The organism is Leekyejoonella antrihumi (assembly GCF_007845645.1).
GTDB classification, from domain to species: domain Bacteria; phylum Actinomycetota; class Actinomycetes; order Actinomycetales; family Dermatophilaceae; genus Leekyejoonella; species Leekyejoonella antrihumi.
In genome coordinates this window covers 54,483-77,307 of the sequence record NZ_VCQV01000024.1, presented here as the reverse complement: position 1 = coordinate 77,307, position 22,825 = coordinate 54,483, and the positions used below count along the sequence as shown (strand labels likewise).

The window sequence follows — 22,825 nt, the reverse complement described above, 5'->3', positions numbered from 1 at the left end:
TGCGAGGACCCCGCATGAACAGCACCCCGGAGAGTCTCCCGCCGCAGCGTGTTCTGCTGGTCGTCGGGATGGTGGCCGGCGGCGCCGGACGGCATGTCCGATCCCTTGCGGAAGGCCTGACCAAGCGCGGACATCGCGTCACGCTTGCCTGCCCGAAGCAGGTGGCCGAGCGGTACCAGCTCGCAGACACGGGCGCGGACATCGTGCGCGCCGAGATCGCCGAACGCCCGCACCCGGCGACGGACGCGCGCACCATGCGCACGCTGCGGTCACAGGCCGCGGACGCCGACATCGTGCACGCGCACGGGCTGCGCGCCGGCGCGATGGCCGCTCTGGCGAGCCGCCGCACGCCAGTGATCGTGACCTTGCACAACGCCTCACCGGAGTCGGGCGCGGCGAGAGTGGTCTTCCATGCGCTGGAGAAGGTCATTGCGTCGCGGGCCGCACTAGTCCTCGGGGTGTCCGCCGACGTCGTCGCACGGATGCGGTCGCTGGGGGCCGACCGGGCGGAGCTGGCCGTGGTGGCGGCCCCGGATCTGTCCCACCCGGAGCGATCGAAGGATGAGGTTCGCGCCGATCTCGGCAGCCCCGCTGTGATGGCGTTCGCCGTGGGCCGGTTGGCCCCGCAGAAGCGTATGGACCTGGTCGTCGAGGCCGCGGCCGCGCTGCACATGGAGCTGCCCGACCTGCAGTGGTTCATTGCCGGTGATGGTCCGCTGCAATCGGACCTCGAGCGGCAGATTGCCCGCACCGGTGCACCCGTGACCCTTCTCGGGCATCGACCGGACGTGCCCGACCTGCTCGGCGCCACCGACATCGCCGTGTCCAGTGCGGTGTGGGAGGGCCAACCGGTGTGGCTGCAGGAGGCGCTGGTGTGCGGTGCCCCGGTCGTGGCGACCGAGGTCGGCGGAACGGCCGCGATCCTGGACGACTCCGGCATCCTGGTGCCATTCGGGGACGGCGCGGCGTTGCAGGCCGCGGTGCGCGCCGTGGCCACCGATCCGGCATACGCCCACGACCTTCACGAACGTGCGCTGGCCCGCGCGAAGGTGCTCCCGACCGAGCGGGACGCGATCGACCACGCCGAAGACGCGTACCGCTGTGTGATCGCGCCGGTGATGGCCTAGGCTGGGGGCCCGTGGTGGAAACCAAGCACATCTTTGTGACCGGAGGCGTAGCCTCATCGCTCGGCAAGGGCCTCACGGCATCCAGCCTCGGACATCTGCTTCGCGCGCGGGGGCTTCGCGTGACGATGCAGAAACTCGATCCGTACATCAACGTGGACCCCGGGACGATGAACCCGTTCCAGCACGGCGAGGTCTTCGTCACCGAGGATGGTGCGGAGACCGACCTGGACATCGGGCACTACGAGCGGTTCCTCGATGTGAACCTCGTCGGCAGTGCGAACGTGACAACCGGCAAGGTCTACAGCCAGGTCATCGCCAAGGAGCGCCGCGGCGAGTATCTCGGTGACACGGTGCAGGTGATCCCGCACATCACCAACGAGATCAAGACGCAGATGCGTGACCAGGCCGGCCCAGAGGTCGACATCATCATCACCGAGATCGGTGGCACGGTCGGAGACATCGAGTCGCTGCCGTTCCTGGAGGCGGCCCGACAGGTGCGTCAGGACGTCGGCCGGGACAACGTGTTCTTCCTGCACGTTTCGCTCGTGCCCTACCTCGCACCGAGCGGCGAGCTCAAGACGAAGCCGACCCAGCACTCGGTTGCGGCGCTGCGACAGGTGGGCATCGCGCCGGATGGCCTGGTGCTGCGCGCAGACCGCGAGATCCCCGACGCAATCAAGGGCAAGATCTCGCGAATGTGCGACGTCGACCTGCCGGCGGTTGCAGCGTGCGTCGACGCCCCGAGCATCTATGACATCCCCAAGGTGCTGCACGCCGGCGGCCTCGACGCGTATGTCGTGCGTCGCCTGGGCCTGCCGTTCCGCGACGTCGACTGGCACGAGTGGGACGAACTGCTGCGGCGAGTGCACGAACCGGAGTACGAGATCGAGATCGCGCTGGTCGGCAAGTACATCGACCTGCCCGACGCCTACCTGTCCGTGACGGAGGCAATGCGAGCCGGCGGATTCCACCACGACGCGCGGGTGCGGTTGCGCTGGGTGCCCAGTGACGACTGCACCACCGATGCCGGTGCGCAGAAGGCACTCGGCGGGGTGGACGCCGTCCTGGTGCCCGGAGGGTTCGGCATCCGCGGCATCGAAGGCAAGCTCGGTGCGCTGAAGTGGGCTCGCACCAAGAAGGTTCCGACGCTGGGCATCTGTCTCGGGCTGCAGTGCATGGTGATTGAGCATGCCCGCAACGTTGCCGGTATCGCGGGTGCCTCGTCGACGGAGTTCGACCCGGAGACGAAGGACCCGGTGATTGCCACGATGGAGGAGCAGAGGTCCTTCGTCGAGGGCGCCGGCGACCTGGGCGGCACCATGCGCCTCGGGGCGTATCCCGCGCGGCTCGCGGATGGTTCCGTGGTCGCCGAGGCGTATGGCAGCACGGAGGTGTCGGAGCGGCACCGTCACCGGTACGAGGTCAACAACGCCTACCGGGATCGTCTGGAGAAGGCCGGTCTGGTCTTCAGCGGGACGTCACCGGACGGCCGGCTCGTCGAGTTCGTCGAGCTGCCGAAGGATGTTCACCCGTACTACGTCTCGACGCAAGCACATCCGGAGTTCCTTTCCCGGCCGAACCGTGCGCATCCGCTCTTCGCGGGCCTGGTGGGCGCTGCTCTCGAGGCGCAGAAGGCCGGCCGACTCGTCGAGGCACCACGAGCCCACGCAGGTGAGTCCGCGAATGAGATCCCGGTTGCACCATGAGTGAGCAGGACCAGCAGGCGATCCACCAGCGGCTCGACCCGGACCTGCAGGACCGGATCGAGCAGCAGCCGGTGATCTCCCGTACGAACGCCTACCAGGGTCGGGTCTGGAACGTGGTCAGTGACGTGGTCGACCTCGGCGGCGCCGGGCGGGTGACCCGCGACTACGTGCAGCACACCGGTGCAGTGGCTGTCATCGCGTTGCGAGGTGACGCGGGCGCCGAAGAGGTGGCGCTCATCCGGCAGTACCGGCACCCGGTGCAGGCCTTTGACTGGGAGATCCCGGCCGGTCTGCTCGACAAGCCGAGGGAGGACCCTCGCGTCGCCGCGGCTCGTGAACTGCGAGAGGAGAGCGACCTTGACGCGGACACCTGGAACGTGCTGCTCGACACCTTCACCTCACCGGGAGCGACGTCCGAGGTGATCCGGATCTTCCTGGCCCGTGATGTCCATCCGGCACCGGCTCATGACTTCGTCCGTGAGGGTGAGGAGGCGGACATCCACACCGGTTGGCTGTCCCTCGACGACGCGATCGAGGCGGTGATGAGCGGACGCATGCACAACGGCCCGGCAATCGCCGGCATCTTGGCGACTCATGTTGCCAGACAACGTGACTGGGCCACCCTGCGACCCGCCGACAGCCCCTGGCCAGAGCACTCCGCCTACAGATGAAAATCACCCCACGAAGTTCTCCGCTTCGCTCCGATACTTCGCGGGGACCCCGATGAAAATCACCCCACGAAGTTCTCCGCTTCGCTCCGATACTTCGCGGGGACCCCGATGAAGAGCACCCCTGACAGGCGGCGAGCGTCCTCGCGGAGCGATGTGCCGCCGTTCCAGGTGATGGAGGTCTTCAAGCAGGCCACCCGGCGGCAGGCCACCCACGGTGACCTGATCCTGCTGTGTGTAGGACAGCCCGGCACGCCCGCCCCGCGCCCAGTGATCGAGGCCGTGCATGCCGCCGTTGAGTCCCAGACCCTCGGATACACCGACCCGGCCGGGATCCTGCCGCTGCGCGAGACGATTGCACAGCACTACGCCACGGCCTACGGCATCGAGGTGCATCCGGACGAGGTGCTGGTCAGCAACGGTTCGTCGGGCGGGTTCAGCTCGGTGATCCTCGCGGCGTTCGAGCCGGGCGCGCGGATCGCGATGCCCCGGCCGGGATATCCGGCCAACCGCAGCACGATCCAGGCGCTCGGCTGCGAGGTCGTGGACCTGGAGTGCGATGCGTCGACGCGCTTCCAACCCACCGTGGCCCACCTTGAGGCGCTGCCGGCGTTGCCGGACGGGTTGATCCTCGCCAGCCCGGCGAACCCGACCGGCACGATCATCGACGCCGACGAGCTGGGTGCGGTGGCTCAGTGGTGCGAGGAGCGCGGGGTGCTGCTGCTGTCCGACGAGATCTATCACGGGATCTCGTATGGCCGGCGGTGTGCGAGCGCGTGGGAGTTCTCCCGCGAGAGCGTCGTGATGGGCTCGATGAGCAAGTACTACTCGATGACCGGCTGGCGGCTGGGCTGGTCGCTGCTGCCACGCCACCTGCAGCGTCCGGTGGAGCTGCTGCAGGCCAACCTGTCGATCTGCGCACCCGCGGTCTCACAGGTTGGCTCGGTCGCCGGATTCACTCCCGAGGCCGCCGCAGAGCTGGACGGCCATGTCGCCAGGTATGCGCGCAACCGTGATCTGTTGCTCCGTCGGCTGCCGGAGCTGGGCATCACCTCGTTCGCCCCGCCGGACGGAGCGTTCTACGCATACTGCGACATCAGCCACCTCACGAACGACTCGTTGCAGTGGTGCGCTCAGATGCTCGAGCGAACCGGGGTCGCGCTGGCGCCAGGGGTGGACTTCGACCCGGTGCACGGTCACCGGTTCATGCGGCTGAGCTTCTGCGGTGCGACGCAGGAGATCGATGAGGCGATCGACCGCCTCGCGGCTGCACTCTGACCGCCACGGCTGCATCCAAGGTTGGTAGTACAGACGGGATCCATGGATCCCTTCTGTACTACCAAGCCGGCAGGGGGATCAGGCCGGGCGCAGGATCGCGACCAGGAAGTCGGAGTCGTCGGTGAACGGGCGCAGGTCCCAGGTCGACAGGAGCAGATCCGGCACCAGGCCCGCGTGCTTGGCGTCGTTGAAGAACTCGTCAAACGGGTAGCCGCGGCCCGCGCCGAAGCCGAACACCGCGCGGCCGGTCGGGTGCACGGCAGCGCCGACGCGCCGAAGGACCTCTTCACGCGTGCTCGGAGCAAGGAACGTCATGACGTTGCCGGCGCACACGGCCACATCGAACCGGTCACCGATATCTAGACGTGTCAGGTCCAGCTCGGCGAGATCGCAGGTGTGCCAGTCCACCTCGGGGTAGTCCTGATGGGCGGCCTCGATCAGAATGGGGTCGACGTCCACCCCAACGACGGTGTGTCCGCGCCGGGCCAGCTCTCCGCCTACTCGCCCCGGACCGCATCCGGCATCGAGGACCCGGGACTCCCGGGCAACCATCGCGTCGATCAGGCGGGCTTCACCGACCAGGTCGGCACCCTGCGCGGCCATGGCGCGGAAGCGTTCGACATACCAGGCGGAGTGGCCCGGATCTTCCTCGACCTTGCGCATCCACGCGCTTTGCTCAACCATCTATGCATTGTGACTGACACGATGCGCATCCACGAGGGCGACCCTGACCGGGTGGGCTCGCATGATTGACGCCCGGGGGTGCCCATGCGGATCGGGGCAGCCGTATGACGGGTGCTGCGGTCCGCTGCACCGCGGAGAGCGGCAGGCGCTGACCGCGGAGTCATTGATGCGTTCCAGGTATGCCGCATTCGCAGTGCGGGACGGCGAGTACCTCTGGCGCACGTGGCACCCGCGCAACCGTCCACCGGCCGTCATCCTCGACCCGGATCGTGAGTGGGTGGCGCTGCGGATCACGGACGTCGTGGATGGCACCGCCGACGACGCCGCGGGCATCGTCGAGTTCACCGCGCGCTTCCGACAGATCACCGATGGCGCGACCGGTGAGCAGCACGAGCGCAGCACCTTCGCTCGTCGCGCCGGGCGCTGGTTCTACGTGGACAGTCTCTGATCCGCGGGACCTCGCCCGCCGAGAGGCATACAAAATCTCCGAGAGGTCCATATAGTTTGTGGGCCTGTCGTTAGGTATGTATGCCTCTCGGAGGGCCGCATGCCTATTCGACCAGCGTGGGTTTGCGCAGGTCGATGGCGTGCATGACCATGTCGAAGCGCTGGTGCTCATCCGGTGCCACGAAGTCCCTCAGGCGCCCATACTCCGCAAAACCCATGGACCGATAGAGCGATTCCGCGCCGGCGTTGTCGCCGCGGAAGTCGAGGGTGAGCATCTCAACCGACTCTACGCGGGCGTGACCGATGAGTGCGGCAAGCAAAGCGCGCCCCACGCCGCGGCGCTGGAAGTCGGGTGACACCGCGAGCTTCTCGATGTCCGCGTGCGGCCGGTGAGTCGGGCGGGCATAGCGCAGCCAGTATCCCAGTCCCGCAAACCTGGTGTTGTCACCGGCAATGACGAGGCAGGCGTCCTGGGTGCCGGCCTCGACGACTGACCGCAGGAGCGCGGTGACGTCAACTCGGTCAGGTGGCGTGACCCAGCCGAGCGCCGCCCCGTCGGCGACAAGCCGAGCGAGTGACGAGGTCGCCTCATCGATGAGATCGGGGGTGAGCTCGTCGACACGGGTGACCCGAGCGACCCTCGGGGCCGGTCGGCCAGGCAGCGATGTCATACCTTCAGACGATATCGACCGGCGTCGCGCGACCCGCGGCAGTCAGGGAGAAAACCGGTGGCGGGGGAGGGCCGGTGAGGTCGTACACTGGTGTTCGTTCTCGGCGGCGGAGTGACGACCCGTCAGGTGCGCATGCACCGGCCTGGGACCGCGCGTTCGGTGTCACCGACGAGAGGTCGAGGACTCCTCGGCAAAGGTGTGGTGGCACCGCGATCTGGCCCCCGCCCACACCTCCTGGGCTGCCTTTTCGAAGGCGGCGCAGAAGTGTCGCTCTCGGAAGTTGACCGAAAGGACACGCACATGATGCGAACTCATGACGCCGGCAGCCTGCGTGCCGCCGACGCTGGAACCACTGTCACCCTCACCGGCTGGATCGGCCGTCGCCGTGACCACGGTGGTGTGGCCTTCCTCGACCTGCGCGACGCGAGCGGGATCGTCCAGGTCGTGGCGCGAGACGAGGTCCTCACCGGCGCGGCCCACGGCCTGCGCAACGAATACTGCGTGAAGGTCACGGGGAAGGTGACGCCGCGCGACGCCAAGGACGTCAACGCCGACCTGCCGACCGGCGAGGTCGACGTGGTCGCGGACGAGATCGAGGTGCTCAGCGCCTCCGCCCCGCTGCCCTTCCAGATCGACGAGCGCATCAACGTGGGCGAGGAGGCGCGCCTCAAGCACCGCTACCTCGACCTGCGCCGGCCGGCGCAGGGCAACGCAATTCGGTTGCGTAGCAAGGTCAGCCAGGCGGCGCGGGCGGTGCTCGAGGAGCGCGAGTTCGTCGAGATCGAGACACCCACGCTGACCCGGTCGACCCCCGAGGGCGCACGCGACTTCCTGGTGCCGGCCCGTCTGGCGCCGGGCAGTTGGTATGCCCTGCCGCAGAGCCCACAGCTGTTCAAGCAGCTGCTGATGGTCGCCGGCATGGAGCGCTACTACCAGATCGCGCGCTGCTACCGGGACGAGGACTTCCGCGCTGACAGGCAGCCGGAGTTCACCCAGCTGGACATCGAGATGAGCTTCATCGAGCAGTCCGACATCATCGAGCTGGGCGAGGCGATCGCCAAGGCGCTCTGGAAGGTCATCGGGGTCGACCTGCCGACACCGTTCCTACAGATGACGTATGCCGAGGCGATGGCCCGGTTCGGCTCGGACAAGCCGGACATGCGGTTCGGCAACGAGCTCACCGAGTGCACAGACCTCTTCAAGGACACCACGTTCCGCGTCTTCCAGGCCGAGTATGTCGGTGCTGTGGTCATGCCGGGTGGCGCCTCGCAGCCTCGCCGGCAGCTGGACGCCTGGCAGGACTGGGCCAAGCAGCGCGGAGCCAAGGGACTGGCCTACGTGCTCGTCCAGGAGGACGGCACTCTCACCGGTCCGGTCGCCAAGAACCTCTCCGAGTCCGAGGTCGCCGCACTGCCGGCTCACATCGGTGCGAAGCCGGGTGACTGCATCTTCTTTGCGGCGGGTGCCACGAAGTCGTCCCGCGCGCTGCTCGGTGCGGCACGGCTGGAGATCGGCAAGCGCTGCGACCTGATCCCGGAGGGCGGGTGGTCGTTCCTCTGGGTGCTCGACGCACCACTGTTCGAGCCGTCCTCGGAGGCAGTGGCCTCCGGTGACGTGGCTGTCGGCTCGGGTGCCTGGACCGCGGTGCATCACGCGTTCACCATGCCCAAGAAGGAGTTCGTCGACACCTTCGACACCGACCCCGGATCGGCGCTGGCCTACGCCTACGACATGGTGTGCAACGGCAATGAGATCGGCGGTGGCTCGATCCGTATCCACCGCAAGGACATTCAGGAGCGGGTCTTCAAGGTGATGGGCCTGTCCGAGCAAGACGCTCAGGAGAAGTTCGGCTTCCTGCTCGACGCGTTCGCCTTCGGCGCGCCGCCGCACGGTGGCATTGCGTTCGGCTGGGACCGCATCTGTGCGCTCCTCGGCGGTTTCGACTCCATCCGCGAGGTCATCGCGTTCCCGAAGTCCGGTGGCGGCTACGACCCGCTGACTGCGGCGCCCGCGCCGATCACGGACGCGCAGCGCAAGGAAGCCGGTGTGGACGCGAAGCCCGAGCCGAAGGCGCCTGCGTCGCAGGGGTCTCCGGAGATCAACCCCAAGCAGAGCTGATGCCTGTGTGTCGGCCCGGTGCGGTGCTGTGGGATGCCGACGGCGTTCTACAGGCTGCCGCGCCGGGCTGGCGCGAGCGCCTGGTGGGGATCGGCGGCGAGGATTTCCTGCAGGATCTCTTCGATGCTGAGAAGCCCTGTCTGCGAGGGGAGTCGCGGTTTGAAGACGCCGTCGCACGGGTCCTTGCGCGACACGGCATACAGACGTCCGCCGGTGACGTGATGGCGTCGTGGGCCGAGATCGTGGTCGACACAGCGGCGCTGAGCCTGGTGGACGAGGTGCGCGGTCGTGGTGTGCGGTGCTATCTGGCGACCAACCAGCAGGACTATCGCCGGGATGTGATGCGGGCTCGGCTGCCGTATGCAGAGCATTTCGATGGCGAGTTCTACTCGTGTGATCTCGGAGTCGCAAAGCCGGAGGCTCGTTATTTCACAGCGGTGCTCGATGCAGTCGAACTTCCGGTCGGTCAGGTGCTGTTCATCGATGACTCTGGCCGCAACGTGAACGCCGCTCGCGCAGTCGGGCTGCAGGCCGTGCTGCACGACCCGATTGCCGGTGCTTCCGGCCTCGCAGCCATCCTGCGCCGATACGACCTGATCTGATCAGCTCGGGAAGCGAGCTGAGGCGAGCTGCCGCGAGTGCGCCACGAGTCGGCCGGTGCTGTCCCAGATCTGGGCGTCCTCCTCGAGCAGTCCACCCGTGACTGTGCTGGTGGACAACCGCATACAGAGCCATCCGGGTGCGGGCACGGCGCGCACGTAGCCGGTGAACTCCACCGTCGGGACCCAGCCCTGGGAACCGAGGTCGAAGGACACGGGCGGAAAGGCGTCCAGTGCCATGAGCAGGGAGGTTGCGTCGAAGTCACGCTCGTCAGCGAGCTTGAGCCAGCCGCGCATCTCGCCCTTGCCGCTCGGCCGACCGATCGCCCAACCGACGGTTGCCGGGTCCAGGCGCAGGTCGAAACGCTTGAGGAAACCGGAGCCGGTCAGGGGCGTGGGCGGCGCGTCGGCGGCACTGGGGCAGTCCTCCGGTCCGGGCATGTCCGGCGCGGGCTCGGACTTGAGGACCGGCTCGGCATACCGGTCCAGGTCGCCGAGCGTCAGGAGGGCGCGCGAACGCTCCACCTCGATCCCGTCGACCCGTTGTGTCGTGCGGACTTCCGCGGTCGTCATGGAGCGACCGGTGCGCAGGATCTGCGGATACGCGGTGATCTCGCCTGCGGTGCCGGGGGAGAGGAAGACCCCGCTGTAGGTGAGCGGGTCGGCGTGACCGTCTGCCGAGGTGCTGCACGCTGCGGTCGCCGCGGTGGCCAGCGACATGAGCAGGCCGCCGTTGACGGCTCCCCCGATGGCCCAGTCATCCGACAGGGTCCCGGTGTAGCGGCCTTGATCGTCCGGCCCGGTGAGCTTGATCGCCTCGTCGTACTCGGTCATGTCCACATCTTGCCGGATGCCGCCTGCCGCCGATGAGCCGTGTCGCCGTTAACCGTCGGACCACGACCCGATGGTGTCGAGATCTCGCACCATGGTGACTCGGCTCGCGCGCGTCGAGCACCTCGGCATACGTCGGGGTGGCGTTCGAGAACGGCGACAGATCGATGCCGTCGTCCGCGGTGCCAGCATCCAGCAGGAGGACGAGATGCCGCAGCGTCCGCGCGAACGACCGCTCGCCCGCGACTACCCCCGCTTGGCGGAGTCGACCAGCCAGACGAAGGGCTCGAACTGCACCGGGCATCCCTCGGCCTGCAGCTCGGGGTGCCACTGCAGGCCCAGGGCCGGTGCGGTGGTGTGCTCGATGGCCTCGACGCCGCCGTCCGCGGCACGTGCCGTGATCCGCAGGTCGCGACCGAGTCGTCGGACGGCCTGCTGGTGGAAACTGACGCCGATCAGCGCGGCGGAGCCCACGACCTGCGCTGTGAGAGAGTCGAGTTCGGTGATCTCGATGTCGTGGACGTTGTCCCAGTGCTCCACCGAGCTCGGCTCGAGATGCTGCACCAGGCTGCCGCCGAGGGCGATGTTGAGGGTCTGCATGCCGCGGCAGATGGCCAGCATCGGCATACGCCTGGTCAGGGCCGCGTTGATGATCGCGATGTCACCGGAGTCCTGCAACGGCTGGACCAGTCGCAGGTTGGGGTGGCGCTCGGTCTCGCCGTAGAGCGCCGGGTCGGAGTCCCCACCGCCCGGCATCACGATCGCGCTCACGGCATCGAGCGCGTCGCTCGCCTGTGTGAGGTCTTCGCAGCACAGCACGACGGGCTCACCACCTGCCGCGCGGACGCTGTCGATGACGCTGCGTCGTGCGCCGAGCAGCTCGGTCGGGCCATCGTCCGACGGGAGGAACTTGGGTGCGATGCCGATCAGAGGACGGGACACGTTGGTCATCCTTGCACGGCTGGGACGAGTAGCCGGGAGGACCAGGCGTGTGCCACCCGATAGCCGAGACGGGTGTATAACCCACGAGCGACGGCGTTCTCGGAGTACATCCCGAGCGAGCAGACGCCCTCCGCCTGCACGGCATACCGGGTCAGCGCCGCGGTCATCGCCAGCCCGAGCCGCTGACCACGATGCGACGGCGCGACCGTGATTCCGGTGAGGTGGGGTATGCCGCCCGAGGTGCGTTGCATCGCCGCTGCGGCGACCAGCGTGCCGGCGTCGCGCACACCGACCCAGCGTTCGCTGGCGCCCTCGCCAGGTCGTGACTCGGCGCTGGGATTGCCGACCTTGTTGAGCGCGGTGACATCGGCGGCGTCGGTGGCGTCATCGAGCACGATGAGGCGATCCTCCTCAGGGATGCGGGGTGGCGGTGCGAGCGTCCACATCCACTCCCAGTCGCCGCCGGTGGCGATCCGGTAGGTCGGGTGGTCGGCGAACGCGGCGACGAGGTCCGGCCGCAAGGCCCGGTCGACGCTGACGGCCGCGATGTCGGACAGGTCCATCGCGCCGGCAACAAAGGCCAGCAGGGCTCGGACGTCGTCGCGTGCACCGGTCACGGTGAGACCAAGCTGACAGTGCGACTGACGCAGGCGCGGAAAGGCGACGGCACGGCCTACGGCCCAGGCATTGTCGTAGGCACCCGCCGGCACGTCGTAGCGGATGAAGGGGTCCTGATCGGTCAGGGCGAGGAGCTCGTCGTGCGTCTCGACTCGCCGCACATCGTGCGTGGTTGTCACAGTATCCAGGATCTCAGACGGACTGGTGATCCGAAGGCGCGGTCCCGTCAACTACTGACTTCTCGGGTGCAAAACGTGACTACTCGGATGTAATTCGTGACTACTCGGGGGATCAACTCACTACTCGGGGGTGCGGAACTCACTTCTCGGGAGGGGTGGAGGAGCGGATAGCGTGTGGGGCGTGGCTGATGCACCTGATGACCTGTTCGCCGCCGGCCGGGCGCAGCGCTCCGGCGGCGTCCCCGAGGACGGCGCGCGGGAGGCGGATCTGCCGCCGCTCGCGGTGCGGATGCGACCCCGCACACTCGACGAGGTCCGAGGGCAGGGTGAGGCGCTGCGGCCCGGCAGTCCCATGCGGCGACTGGTGGAGGGAGCAAGCGGGGCGGCGGGCTCGCTGTCCGCGATCCTGTGGGGTCCGCCCGGGACCGGCAAGACGACGCTCGCCCACCTGATCGCACACGCCGGCGAGCGCCGGTTCGCCGAGCTGTCCGCGATCAACGCCGGCGTCAAGGATGTTCGAGCGGTCATGGACCGGGCCGCTCGAGACCGTGACCTCTACGGCCGCCAGACGGTGCTCTTCCTCGACGAGATCCACCGGTTCAGCAAGGCGCAGCAGGATGCCCTGCTGCCGGGGGTCGAGAACAGACTGGTGATCCTGGTCGCGGCGACCACCGAGAACCCCTCGTTCAGCATCATCTCACCGCTGCTCTCCCGGTCGATCCTGGTGCGACTGACCTCTCTGGAGGACGACGACGTCGCGGCGCTCATCGAGGACGCGGTGACGAGCGAGCGCGGGCTGGGGGGCGAATTCGAGCTGGCGGAGGACGCCCGCGACCATCTCGTGCGCATGGCCGGGGGAGACGCCCGGCGGTCGTTGACGGCCTTGGAGGCCGCCGCGGGAGTTGCCCTGGTCGCGGCCGCCGGCAGCTCACGGACCCCCATCGAGCTCGCTCATGTCGAGCAGGCGATGGCGACCGCCGCGGTGCGCTACGACCGGGCCGGTGACCAGCACTACGACGTCGCGAGCGCACTGATCAAGTCCATGCGCGGCAGCGATGTGGACGCGGCTCTGCACTATCTGGCGCGGATGCTCGAGGCGGGTGAGGATCCGCGGTTCATCGCCCGCCGCATCGTGATTGCGGCGAGTGAGGACGTCGGGATGGCCGACCCGACCGCGCTGCAGACGGCGGTCGCCGCGATGCATGCCGTGGCGCAGATCGGGATGCCGGAGGCCCGCATCATCCTGGGCCAGGCGGTCGTGCACAACGCCCTGGCTCCCAAGTCGAATGCCAGCTACGCCGCGATAAATGCGGCCATCGCGGACGTGCGCGCCGGCAAGGGCGGCGCCGTGCCACCGCACCTGCGTGGCAGCGGGTATGCCGGGGCGGAACGACTCGGGCACGGAGACGGCTACCGCTATACGCATGACGAGCCGGACGGCGTCGGTGAGCAGGCGTTCCTGCCCGACGACTTGCGGGGCGAAGCCGACTACTACCACCCGACGGATCGCGGCTGGGAGTCAAAACTTGCGCCCAGATGGGTCACGTTACGGTCGATCATCCGGGGAACGGCACCCAAAAAGTAACAATTAGGTTGCCAAGTCCCCGACCTGGTCGTTCGGGGGCGTGAACTGTGGCACAGTTCACCTCGGATCGGGAACCCGTCGGCCACCTGGTGAGACACAGACCGACCCAAACCGGGTCCATTGCAGCGCAATCGACCCGAGAATGACGTCCTCACCCCTAGGAGACCATCCGCCGTGTCTATGCCGATTTCCGACCTCAAGTCAGATGAGGGCGGCCTCGTCGAGGTGCAAGGGTCGGGCAAGGTCATTGAGGGCAAGTCCCCAATGCAACTGGCAATGACGCGGTTGCGCAAGGACCGCACCAGCATGATCGCCCTCGCGGTGGTGATCATCCTGCTCCTGATTGCGATCCTGGCGCCGATCCTGGACTGGGTCGGGATCCTGGACCCGCTCAGCATCCACAACTCCGGCCCCGGCAACCTCGTCTCGGGAATAGGGTCGGTCCCCACGGGGCCCCTGGGCGGCATCTCGTGGCAGCACCCACTCGGCGTGGAGCCCGGCACCGGCCGAGACCTGCTGTCCCGGCTGCTCGAGGGCGTCACCTGGTCGATGATCATCTCGATCAGTGCCACGATCATCGCCATCGTGACCGGTACTGTGCTCGGCATCATCTCGGGCTTCACCGGCGGCAAGGTCGACTTCTTCCTCGGCCGGTTCATCGACCTGATCCTGTGCTTCCCCCAGACCCTGATGCTGCTGGCCCTGTCGGGCACGTTCATCGCCTGGATCACCCTGGTCGGCGTCCCGTCCGGGAACCCGTCGACGGGGGTCTACGTGATCCTGATCATGGGTGCGTTCGGCTGGCCCGGCTACGCCCGCATCATCCGCGGCCTGGTGCTGTCGATGCGCAACCGGGAGTTCGTAGAGGCGGCCCGCAGCCTCGGTTCGAACCGACGTCGGATCTACTTCACCGAACTGCTGCCCAACCTATGGCCGCCGATCCTGATCTACAGCACACTGCAGCTGCCCGCCTACGTCTCGACGGAGGCCGCGCTGAGCTACCTCGGTGTCGGCATCCAGGCACCGACCCCGACGCTCGGCAACATCCTCACCGACTCGGTGAACTACTCCCAGGCCGACCCGACGTACTTCTTCCTGCCGGCCCTCGCGATCGCCATCATCGTGCTCGCCTTCAACCTGGTGGGCGACGGACTCGGTGACGCACTGGACCCCCGGCATGGTCGATAGACCCAGGCAAAATGCCTGCAGCACAGACCCCTGGCAGCAATCCTGCCCAGGACGTTGGAACGCCCCTCGGCGCGACGACACACACAAGGAGAGGCAATGACCAAGAAGACGAAGTCGATTTCCGTCATCGCGGCAGTAGTGGCGGCAACGACACTGGCAGCCTGCGGTGGCAGCAGCAGCGGCGGCAGCACCGGCAGCAGCGGCAGCGCCAGTGGCGGCTCGGCGAACAATGCGTCGGCCAGCAAGGGGGGCACCCTCTACTACACCAGCAACAAGCCGCGGCAGACCTGGGACCCGCAGCGCACCTACACCGGCGAGGGCATCTCGCTCGAGGGCCGGTTGTTCTCCCGGAGCCTGGTGCAGTTCCCGGTCACCAGCGACCTGAAGGCGTCCTCGACCCCGATCCCGGACCTGGCCACCAACACTGGCACCAAGTCCAATGGCGCCAAGACCTGGTCCTTCACGCTGAAGGACGGCGTGAAGTGGCAGGACGGCTCGCCCATCACCTGCGCCGACGTCAAGTACGGTACTTCGCGCACCTTCGCGACGGACGTCATCACCGGCGGACCGAACTACATCCTGTCCTACCTGAACATCCCCACGGACAAGAAGACCGGTCTGCCGGTCTACAACGGTCCCTACAAGAAGGCCGGCCAGAGCTACTTCGACAAGGCCGTCACCTGCAGTGGCAAGACGATCACCTACCACTTCAACAAGGCCTGGCCGGACTTCAACCTCTACCTCGCCGCGTTGCGTGCCGGTGACCCCTACAAGCAGTCGCAGGACAAGGGCAACAACTCCAACTACACGGTCTTCTCCGACGGCCCCTACAAGCTCCAGGGGACATGGACCAAGGGCCAGGGCGGCACGTTCGTGCGCAACCCGGAGTGGAGCTCCAAGACCGACAACATCCGCAAGGCGCTGCCGGACAAGATCGTCTTCCAGGAGGGCGTGACCCCGGAGATCGGCGTGCAGCAGATGATCTCCGACAGCGGCACCGCGGCCAACACGGTGACGACCAACGCGATCCCGCCGGCATCGTTCTCGCAGATCACCGGTGCGGTCGCCAAGCGGACGATCAACCCGCAGTCCCCGTTCACCGAGTACCTGGTGCCGAACATGCTCCGCCTGAAGAACCCGAAGGTTCGCGAGGCGCTGGCGATCGCGCTCGACAAGAACGCCTACATCCAGGCCGGTGGCGGATCCAAGATGTACGCACCGGCCTACACGGTGACGGCGCCGGGGATCCTCGGGTTCAAGAAGAACGCGACGTTCAGCGGTCTCCCGGATTCGGGTGACCCGGCCAAGGCGAAGGCACTGCTGAAGTCGGCCGGGGTCAAGATGCCCTACCCGATCAACCTGACCTACCCGGGTGGCACCCCGACGTCTGACAAGCAGTTCGGCGCCATTGCCGCGGCCTGGGGCCAGGCCGGATTCAAGGTGACTCTCAACGGTCTGACCGACACGTACTACAACGTGGTGCAGAAGGCTGGGTCGACCTGGGACGTCTGCTGGGGTTCGTGGGGCGCTGACTGGCCGGCCATGTCGACCGTCATCCCGCCGCTGTTCGACTCGCGCCCGAACCTGACCCCGACCACGACCGGTCAGGACTACGGTTCCTACAAGAGCGCTGCGGTCAACAAGCTGATCGACAAGGCGGCGGCGCAGACTGACGTCAACGCGGCGGCCAAGATCTACGACCAGATCGACGCCATCCTGGGCCAGGACTACGCCTACATCCCGCTGGCGATCGACAAGTTCTACCGGATCAACGGCTCGAACATCACCGGCTACGTCAACAACCCGGCCGAGGCGATGTACCCCGACCTGGGCGGTATCGGCGTCAAGCACTGACGAAGTCAGTCCGATCCGACCCCCCGGTCCGGTCGTCGAGCCTCCGCGCTCGACGACCGGACCGAGGGTGAGGTGACGAAACCACCGTCGCCGGTGGCCGTGAAGGTGCGGTCCACTTCAGGCTCGGACAGTCGAATCCCCTTGCGACAGCGCCGCAGTTCGCATCAAGCTTGAGAGGAGTGCCCACCGGGCACGTCTATGTTCGCCTATATCATCCGCCGTGTGTTCTCCGGCATCATCATGCTTCTGCTGGTGAGCCTGGTGACCTTCATCCTCTTCTTCGCATCACCGGTCAACCCCGCCCGCCTCAGCTGCGGCAAGATCTGTTCCCCTGCTCTCATCGAGCAGAACAGCAAGGCGCTCGGCTATGACAAGCCGATGATCGTGCAGTGGGGGCAGTTCGTGAAGGGGATCGTCGCCGGTCGCGAGTTCCCCGAGGACGCATCGCTGCGTAAAAGTGCGCCGGAGACCATCGCGACCTGTCCGGCGCCCTGCCTGGGCTACTCGCCGTTGAATGCCGAAACGGTCAGCTCCGAGTTGGGCCCCCGGATCCCCGTCTCGGCCTCGCTGGCACTTGCCGCCTTCGTGCTGTGGATGGTCTTCGGGATCAGCTTCGGCATCATCGCCGCACTGCGCAGAGGCAAGTTCCTGGACAAACTGCTCGTCAGTGCCGCGTTGGTTGCCTATGCGTTCCCGACGTTCTTCATCGGCCTGTTCATCTACCAGTTCATCGCGCTGAAATGGGGGCTGTTCCCCGTCCCGGTCTATACGCCACTCACCCAGGATCCACTGCTGTGGCTGCAAGGCCTGGTGCTCCCGGCGATCACGCTCGCCCTGGTCTACCTGGCCGGCTATGTGCGGCTGACCCGTGCGTTCATGCTGGAGTCGATGGGGGAGGACTACTTGCGCACGGCCAAGGCGAAGGGTCTGGCACCACGCAAGATCCTCTTCAAGCACACCCTGCGCGCAGCGCTGACCCCGATCGTGACTCAGGCCGGACTGGACCTGGGGCTGCTGCTGGGCGGTGCGATCATCACCGAGCAGGTCTTCAACTACCCCGGCGTCGGCAAGCTCGCGGTGCAGGCCGCCACGACCTACGACCTGCCGACCAACGTCGGCATCGTTATCCTCATAGCCAGTTTCGTGGTGGTCGCCAACATCATCGTCGATGTGCTCTACGGCCTGATCGATCCTCGCGTGACGCTGGCCTGAGGTGAAGGAAGAGATGACGACACAGAACACGACCCTGAACGCCGACAGGCCGACCGGGAACTCCGCCGGGCCCCTGCTGCAGGTCAACGACCTGCACGTGCACTTCCCGACCGACGACGGGCTGGTCAAGTCCGTCGACGGGGTGACCTTCGACGTGGAAGCCGGTAAGACCCTCGGCATCGTGGGGGAGTCCGGCTCCGGCAAGTCCGTGACCAGCCAGGCGATCATGGGGCTGCACCGCGGCTCCTCCGCGGTGACCTCCGGTCAGGTGCTGCTCGACGGCGAGGACCTCATGGAGGCGTCCGAGTCCCGGCTGCGCAAACTGCGCGGCAAGGACGTCGCAATGATCTTCCAGGACCCGCTCTCGGCGATGCACCCCTACTACACCGTGGGCAACCAGATCATCGAGGCCTACCGGGTGCACCACCCGGACGCCAAGAAGCATGAGGCGCGCGAGAAGACCATCGACATGCTGTCGCGCGTCGGGATCCCCAACCCGAAGGTGCGGGTCGACAGCTATCCGCACCAGTTCTCCGGCGGCATGCGGCAGCGTGCCATGGTGGCGATGGCCCTGATGAACGACCCGAAGCTGCTGATCGCCGACGAGCCGACGACAGCGCTGGACGTGACCGTCCAGGCGCAGATCCTCGAGCTGATGGTCGACCTGCAGAAGGAGTTCCACTCCGCCATCATCATCATCACGCACGACCTGGGCGTGGTCGCCGACATCGCCGACGACATCATGGTGATGTATGGCGGTCGGGCGGTCGAGCAGGGCGACGTCATTGACACCTTCGGTCAGCCGCAGCACCCCTACACCTGGGGGCTGCTGAACTCGATGCCCCGGCTGGACCAGGCCCGGCAGGACCGGCTCGACCCGATCCCCGGGAACCCGCCGTCGCTGATCAACCTGCCCCCGGGCTGTGCCTTCAGTCCGCGGTGTACCTACCGTGACCGGGTGCCGGGAGACCGGTGCAGGACCGAGGAGCCGGAGCTGTTCGCAATGGGTCATCTGCAGCACGCGCGGTGCTTCCTGACGGAGGCGGACCGAATCGAGATCCGTGGTGGCAGCGATCAGGATCCGTCAGCAGGACAGGAGGCGCAGGCATGAGCGAGCTGGACGATTCCGGGACCAGTGTGGCCACGGACGACGCCCTCGCGGGTGCCCGTCAGGTGAAGGTCGGCGAGACCGTCCTGAAGATCACCGACCTGCAGAAGCACTTCCCGCAGATGAAGCCGGGCATCATTCGCCGTCCGGACGCACCGGTGAAGGCGGTCGACGGGATCTCGCTCGAGGTGCACCGGGGCGAGACGATCGGGCTCGTGGGCGAGTCCGGCTGCGGCAAGTCGACAGCCGGTCGCACGATGCTCAAGCTGCTGGAGCCCACCGGCGGAAAGATCGAGTTCGCCGGCCAGGACATCACCCACGTCAAGGGCACCGAGCTGCAGAAGCTGCGGCGCGAGATGCAGATGATCTTCCAGGACCCGTTCGGCTCGCTGAACCCCCGGCACACGGTCGGCAAGGTGATCTCGGCGCCGTTCGTCATCCAGAAGGTCAAGCCCGAGGGCGGGGTGAAGAAGGCCGTGCAGGAACTGATGGCGCGTGTCGGGCTCAACCCCGAGCACTACAACCGCTTCCCGCACGAGTTCTCCGGTGGCCAGCGTCAGCGCATCGGCGTGGCGCGCGCGATCGCCCTCAAGCCGCAGCTCATCGTGTGCGACGAGCCGGTGTCAGCACTCGACGTCTCCATCCAGGCGCAGGTGGTCAACCTGCTGGAGGAGATCCAGGACGAGCAGCAGATGGCCTACATCTTCGTCGCGCACGACCTGTCCGTCGTGCGGCACATCTCCGACCGGGTCGTGGTGATGTATCTCGGCAAGATCATGGAGGTCGCCGACCGCGACACGCTCTACGAGCGCCCGCAGCACCCCTACACCCACGCGCTGATGTCGGCCGTCCCGATCCCGGACCCGCTGAAGGCCGGCGCCCGTGAGCGGATTCTGCTGACCGGAGACCTGCCGAGCCCGCAGAACCCGCCGTCGGGCTGTGTCTTTCGGACCCGTTGCTGGAAGGCGCAGGAGATCTGTGCCACCGAGGTCCCGACGCTCGACCAGGTCAAGGGGGAGGAAAGCCACCAGGTGGCGTGCCACTTCCCGGAGGTCAGGTCCGATCTGGCGGGTTGACCACAAGGGAGGTCGGTAGCGGTCCCGGATGCGCAAGGGTGCACCCGGGACCACTGCTGCGTCTGCCGGTAGGCTGTTTCGGGTGAGTCGAGGAGATGCGATGCCGCAGTGGGCCGGGGTGTGCGCGATAGCGTGCACCCGAGCTACCGAGGGCCGCTGAGCCCGTCCCTGCCCACCCGATCGCTCCCCGAACCCCAAGAGGACATCTTCATGGAAACCGCTGAGATCCGGCGACGCTGGCTGACGTACTTCGAGAGCAAGGGCCACACCGTCGTCGCGAGTGCACCGCTCATCTACGACGACCCGAACCTGCTGTTCGTCAACGCCGGCATGGTCCCGTTCAAGCCGTACTTCCTCGGCCAGCAGACCCCGCCGTGGTCGCGCGCCACCACGGTGCAAAAGTGCGTGCGCACCGGTGACATCGAGGAGGTCGGCAAGACCTCCCGGCACGGCACGTTCTTCCAGATGAACGGCAACTTCAGCTTCGGTGACTACTTCAAGCAGGGTGCCATCGAGTTCGCCTGGGGGCTCCTGACCACGTCGCAGCCCGAAGGTGGCTACGGCCTGGACCCGGAACGGCTGTGGCCGACCGTGTTCCGGGACGACGACGAGGCGTTCGCGCTCTGGCGGGACGTCATCGGGATACCGGCCGACCGCATCACCCGCCGTGACGAGGACGACAACTACTGGCACATGGGCGTGCCCGGCCCCGGTGGGCCCTGCTCGGAGATCTTCTTCGACCGCGGGCAGGAGTATGGCGCACCGGGCGGCCCGGCGGTCGACGAGGACCGGTACATGGAGATCTGGAACCTGGTCTTCATGCAGTACGACCTGTCGGCGGTGCGCAGCAAGGCCGACTTCGACATCGCCGGCGAGCTGCCGAACCGCAACATCGACACCGGCATGGGCTTGGAGCGGATGGCGTGCCTGCTGCAGGGCGTCGACAACCTCTACGAGATCGACGAGGTCTACCCGGTGCTGGACCGTGCCGCGGAGATGACCGGCAAGAAGTACGGCGAGCATTCGAGCCATGACGCGGCGCACAGCCACCCCGACGACGTCCACTTACGGGTGGTGGCGGACCACGTCCGGTCCGCGCTGATGCTGATCGGTGACGGGGTGACCCCGGGCAACGAGGGTCGCGGCTATGTCGTGCGCCGGATGCTGCGCCGGGCGGTCCGCTCGATGCGCCTGCTGGGCTATGGCGGCAAGGCCCTGCCCGAGCTGCTGCCGATCAGCATGGAGCGGATGAAGCAGTCCTACCCCGAGCTCGAGACCGATTTCGCGAGGATCAGCCAGATCGCCTACGGGGAGGAGGAGGCGTTCCGCCGCACCCTCGACCAAGGCACGACGATCCTGGACATCGCGGTGACCAAGGCGAAGCAGTCGGCTGCCTCGGTCGGTGGCGGTCGTGGCGCGACGCTGTCCGGCGAGGAGGCGTTCGCGCTCCATGACACCTACGGTTTCCCCATCGACCTGACCCTGGAGATGGCGCAGGAGCAGGGCGTCGAGGTCGACGGCGCCGGGTTCAAGCGGTTGATGCAGCAGCAGCGGGACCGGGCGAAGGCGGACGCCAAGTCCAAGAAGTCCGGGCACGCGCACACCGAGGTCTGGAAGAAGCTGCGCGAGCTCGGCGCCACCGACTGGCGGGCCTATGACGGTCTGGCCTGCGAGGCCACCGTGCGCGGGCTGGTCCTGGATGGAGACGAGACCAAGGAGCTGGTGCCAGGGGCGACGGGACAGGTCGTGCTCGACCGCACCACATTCTATGCCGAGTCCGGTGGCCAGATCGCCGACTCGGGCATCATCACCACACCCGCCGGCACCCTGAAGGTGCTCGACGTCCAGCGGCCGGTCAAGGGATTGGTCGTGCACACCGTCGAGGTGCAGGACGGGCCGGTGCAGGTCGGCCAGAGCGTCGAGACGAAGGTGGATCCCGACTGGCGGCTCTCGGCGTGCCAGGCACACTCCGGCACGCACGTCGTGCACGCTGCGCTGCGCCAGGTGCTGGGCAAGTCGGCGCTGCAGTCCGGTTCCTACAACAAGCCCGGCTACCTGCGACTCGACTTCGCGTGGAGCTCCTCGCTGTCCACGGAGACCCGTTCGGAGATCGAAGAGGTCGCCAACCTCGCTGTGCGACAGGACCTTCCGGTGAGTGCGCAATACATGTCGCTGCCGGAAGCGCGTGAGTGGGGAGCGCTGGCACTCTTCGGCGAGACGTATGACGAGCAGGTACGCGTCGTGCAGATCGGTGGGCCGTGGTCACGTGAGCTGTGCGGTGGCACCCACGTGTCGCACTCCTCACAGGTCGGCGCACTCAGCATCCTCGGTGAGTCATCCGTCGGCTCGGGCGTGCGTCGCGTCGAGGCCTTCGTCGGCATCGACGCGCTGCGCTACCTCGCCAAGGAGCGTGCAATCGTCAGTGAGATCTCGAGCCTGGTGAAGGTCGCGCCGGCCGAGCTGCCTGAACGGATCAGCGACCTGCTCACCCGGGTCAAGGACGCCGAGCGGGAGATAGGCCGGCTCAAGCAGGAGAAGGCGCTGGCGGCGGCCGGCTCCGTGGCCGACCAGGCAAGGGACGTCTTCGGCGTGCGTTTCGTCGGCTACCAGGCCGGTGACGTCTCCGGTGACCAGGTGCGCAGCCTGGCGACCGACCTGCGGGCTCGACTCGGAGACGACGCGCCCGCGGTCGTTGCCGTCACCGGCACCGCCGGGGACCGCCCGGTCATCGTGGTGGCCACGAACGGGCCGGCGCGCGAGTGGGGCGTGCGGGCCGGCGACCTGGTGAAGATCGCCGCGAAGACGCTCGGCGGTGGCGGTGGTGGCAAGCCCGACCTGGCTCAGGGCGGCGGCAGCGACGTCGGCAAGGTGTCCGACGCGCTCACCGATGTCGAGCATGCCGTGGGAGAGGCCGTCACCTCGCGATGAGGGACG

19 protein-coding genes are annotated in these 22,825 nt (G+C 67.3%); 14 read left to right on the top strand and 5 right to left on the bottom strand.

Features of this window, described 5'->3' with window-relative positions; genetic code table 11:
- Positions 1-14: 14 nt before the first annotated feature.
- The 4 genes from FGL98_RS16150 (at position 15) to FGL98_RS16135 (ending at position 4,779) form a co-directional block, all read left to right on the top strand.
- Positions 15-1,127 (top strand): glycosyltransferase family 4 protein, encoded by a 1,113-nt coding sequence (locus FGL98_RS16150; RefSeq protein WP_146318316.1) that lies wholly within the window; start codon positions 15-17, stop codon positions 1,125-1,127.
- A gap of 11 nt (positions 1,128-1,138) precedes the next feature.
- Positions 1,139-2,833, top strand: coding sequence for a CTP synthase (locus tag FGL98_RS16145; protein WP_146318314.1), 1,695 nt, complete (start codon positions 1,139-1,141; stop codon positions 2,831-2,833).
- Positions 2,830-3,504: an NUDIX domain-containing protein gene (locus FGL98_RS16140; protein ID WP_146318312.1), complete on the top strand. Its 675-nt coding sequence runs from the start codon at positions 2,830-2,832 to the stop codon at positions 3,502-3,504. Before FGL98_RS16145 ends, FGL98_RS16140 begins: the two co-directional genes overlap by 4 nt.
- A 108-nt stretch (positions 3,505-3,612) precedes the next feature.
- Positions 3,613-4,779, top strand: a complete 1,167-nt coding sequence (locus FGL98_RS16135; protein WP_146318310.1) for a pyridoxal phosphate-dependent aminotransferase — start codon at positions 3,613-3,615, stop codon at positions 4,777-4,779.
- A gap of 78 nt (positions 4,780-4,857) precedes the next feature.
- Here the strand turns inward: FGL98_RS16135 and FGL98_RS16130 are convergent, their stop codons facing one another.
- Positions 4,858-5,463 carry a class I SAM-dependent methyltransferase gene (locus tag FGL98_RS16130; protein WP_146318308.1) on the bottom strand — a complete coding sequence of 202 codons (606 nt, stop codon included), beginning with the start codon at positions 5,461-5,463 and terminating at the stop codon, positions 4,858-4,860.
- Positions 5,464-5,524: 61 nt separating this feature from the next.
- Between FGL98_RS16130 and FGL98_RS16125 the strand changes: the two genes are divergently transcribed.
- Positions 5,525-5,911 carry a YchJ family protein gene (locus tag FGL98_RS16125; RefSeq protein WP_146318306.1) on the top strand — a complete coding sequence of 129 codons (387 nt, stop codon included), beginning with the start codon at positions 5,525-5,527 and terminating at the stop codon, positions 5,909-5,911.
- A gap of 103 nt (positions 5,912-6,014) precedes the next feature.
- Here the strand turns inward: FGL98_RS16125 and FGL98_RS16120 are convergent, their stop codons facing one another.
- Positions 6,015-6,581, bottom strand: a complete 567-nt coding sequence (locus FGL98_RS16120) for a GNAT family N-acetyltransferase (protein WP_146318304.1) — start codon at positions 6,579-6,581, stop codon at positions 6,015-6,017.
- Positions 6,582-6,881: 300 nt separating this feature from the next.
- Here FGL98_RS16120 and aspS point away from each other — a divergent pair, with 300 nt between their 5' ends.
- Both aspS and FGL98_RS16110 read left to right on the top strand, forming a co-directional pair.
- Positions 6,882-8,699 carry an aspartate--tRNA ligase gene (gene aspS / locus FGL98_RS16115; RefSeq protein ID WP_146318302.1) on the top strand — a complete coding sequence of 606 codons (1,818 nt, stop codon included), beginning with the start codon at positions 6,882-6,884 and terminating at the stop codon, positions 8,697-8,699.
- Positions 8,699-9,301 carry an HAD family hydrolase gene (locus FGL98_RS16110; RefSeq protein WP_146318300.1) on the top strand — a complete coding sequence of 201 codons (603 nt, stop codon included), beginning with the start codon at positions 8,699-8,701 and terminating at the stop codon, positions 9,299-9,301. Before aspS ends, FGL98_RS16110 begins: the two co-directional genes overlap by 1 nt.
- On the opposite strand, the gene FGL98_RS16105 is transcribed toward FGL98_RS16110, so the two are convergent.
- The 3 genes from FGL98_RS16105 to FGL98_RS16095 form a co-directional block, all read right to left on the bottom strand.
- Positions 9,302-10,132 carry a thioesterase family protein gene (locus FGL98_RS16105; protein ID WP_146318298.1) on the bottom strand — a complete coding sequence of 277 codons (831 nt, stop codon included), beginning with the start codon at positions 10,130-10,132 and terminating at the stop codon, positions 9,302-9,304.
- A 243-nt stretch (positions 10,133-10,375) separates the two neighbouring features.
- Positions 10,376-11,071: a gamma-glutamyl-gamma-aminobutyrate hydrolase family protein gene (locus FGL98_RS16100; RefSeq protein WP_186526206.1), complete on the bottom strand. Its 696-nt coding sequence runs from the start codon at positions 11,069-11,071 to the stop codon at positions 10,376-10,378.
- 5 nt (positions 11,072-11,076) lie between these two features.
- Positions 11,077-11,868, bottom strand: a complete 792-nt coding sequence (locus FGL98_RS16095) for a GNAT family N-acetyltransferase (RefSeq protein ID WP_146318294.1) — start codon at positions 11,866-11,868, stop codon at positions 11,077-11,079.
- Between the two features lie 181 nt (positions 11,869-12,049).
- Here FGL98_RS16095 and FGL98_RS16090 point away from each other — a divergent pair, with 181 nt between their 5' ends.
- The 7 genes from FGL98_RS16090 (at position 12,050) to alaS (ending at position 22,819) form a co-directional block, all read left to right on the top strand.
- On the top strand, positions 12,050-13,453 hold the full coding sequence (locus FGL98_RS16090; protein ID WP_425461001.1) for a replication-associated recombination protein A: 1,404 nt from the start codon (positions 12,050-12,052) through the stop codon (positions 13,451-13,453).
- 180 nt (positions 13,454-13,633) lie between these two features.
- On the top strand, positions 13,634-14,641 hold the full coding sequence (locus FGL98_RS16085; protein ID WP_146318348.1) for an ABC transporter permease: 1,008 nt from the start codon (positions 13,634-13,636) through the stop codon (positions 14,639-14,641).
- A gap of 96 nt (positions 14,642-14,737) precedes the next feature.
- A complete protein-coding gene (locus FGL98_RS16080; RefSeq protein ID WP_146318291.1) occupies positions 14,738-16,495 on the top strand; it encodes an ABC transporter substrate-binding protein in 1,758 nt (585 codons plus the stop codon).
- Between the two features lie 198 nt (positions 16,496-16,693).
- Entirely contained in the window at positions 16,694-17,707 is a 1,014-nt protein-coding gene (locus FGL98_RS16075; protein ID WP_146318289.1) for an ABC transporter permease, read from the top strand.
- Positions 17,708-17,720: 13 nt separating this feature from the next.
- Positions 17,721-18,818 carry an ABC transporter ATP-binding protein gene (locus tag FGL98_RS16070; protein ID WP_146318287.1) on the top strand — a complete coding sequence of 366 codons (1,098 nt, stop codon included), beginning with the start codon at positions 17,721-17,723 and terminating at the stop codon, positions 18,816-18,818.
- Positions 18,815-19,891: an ABC transporter ATP-binding protein gene (locus FGL98_RS16065; protein ID WP_146318285.1), complete on the top strand. Its 1,077-nt coding sequence runs from the start codon at positions 18,815-18,817 to the stop codon at positions 19,889-19,891. Before FGL98_RS16070 ends, FGL98_RS16065 begins: the two co-directional genes overlap by 4 nt.
- A gap of 210 nt (positions 19,892-20,101) precedes the next feature.
- A complete protein-coding gene (gene alaS / locus FGL98_RS16060; protein WP_146318283.1) occupies positions 20,102-22,819 on the top strand; it encodes an alanine--tRNA ligase in 2,718 nt (905 codons plus the stop codon).
- The last annotated feature ends 6 nt before the right edge of the window (positions 22,820-22,825 follow it).

Coding starts and splice junctions, on each gene's coding strand:
- FGL98_RS16135 (WP_146318310.1), top strand. CDS start 3,613: ATGAAGAGCACCCCTGACAGGCGGCGAGCGTCCTCGCGGAGCGATGTG.
- FGL98_RS16075 (WP_146318289.1), top strand. CDS start 16,694: ATGTTCGCCTATATCATCCGCCGTGTGTTCTCCGGCATCATCATGCTT.
- FGL98_RS16110 (WP_146318300.1), top strand. CDS start 8,699: ATGCCTGTGTGTCGGCCCGGTGCGGTGCTGTGGGATGCCGACGGCGTT.
- alaS (WP_146318283.1), top strand. CDS start 20,102: ATGGAAACCGCTGAGATCCGGCGACGCTGGCTGACGTACTTCGAGAGC.
- FGL98_RS16130 (WP_146318308.1), bottom strand. CDS start 5,463: ATGGTTGAGCAAAGCGCGTGGATGCGCAAGGTCGAGGAAGATCCGGGC.
- FGL98_RS16080 (WP_146318291.1), top strand. CDS start 14,738: ATGACCAAGAAGACGAAGTCGATTTCCGTCATCGCGGCAGTAGTGGCG.
- aspS (WP_146318302.1), top strand. CDS start 6,882: ATGATGCGAACTCATGACGCCGGCAGCCTGCGTGCCGCCGACGCTGGA.
- FGL98_RS16065 (WP_146318285.1), top strand. CDS start 18,815: ATGAGCGAGCTGGACGATTCCGGGACCAGTGTGGCCACGGACGACGCC.
- FGL98_RS16105 (WP_146318298.1), bottom strand. CDS start 10,132: ATGACCGAGTACGACGAGGCGATCAAGCTCACCGGGCCGGACGATCAA.
- FGL98_RS16070 (WP_146318287.1), top strand. CDS start 17,721: ATGACGACACAGAACACGACCCTGAACGCCGACAGGCCGACCGGGAAC.
- FGL98_RS16140 (WP_146318312.1), top strand. CDS start 2,830: ATGAGTGAGCAGGACCAGCAGGCGATCCACCAGCGGCTCGACCCGGAC.
- FGL98_RS16120 (WP_146318304.1), bottom strand. CDS start 6,581: ATGACATCGCTGCCTGGCCGACCGGCCCCGAGGGTCGCTCGGGTCACC.
- FGL98_RS16150 (WP_146318316.1), top strand. CDS start 15: ATGAACAGCACCCCGGAGAGTCTCCCGCCGCAGCGTGTTCTGCTGGTC.
- FGL98_RS16125 (WP_146318306.1), top strand. CDS start 5,525: ATGATTGACGCCCGGGGGTGCCCATGCGGATCGGGGCAGCCGTATGAC.
- FGL98_RS16085 (WP_146318348.1), top strand. CDS start 13,634: ATGCCGATTTCCGACCTCAAGTCAGATGAGGGCGGCCTCGTCGAGGTG.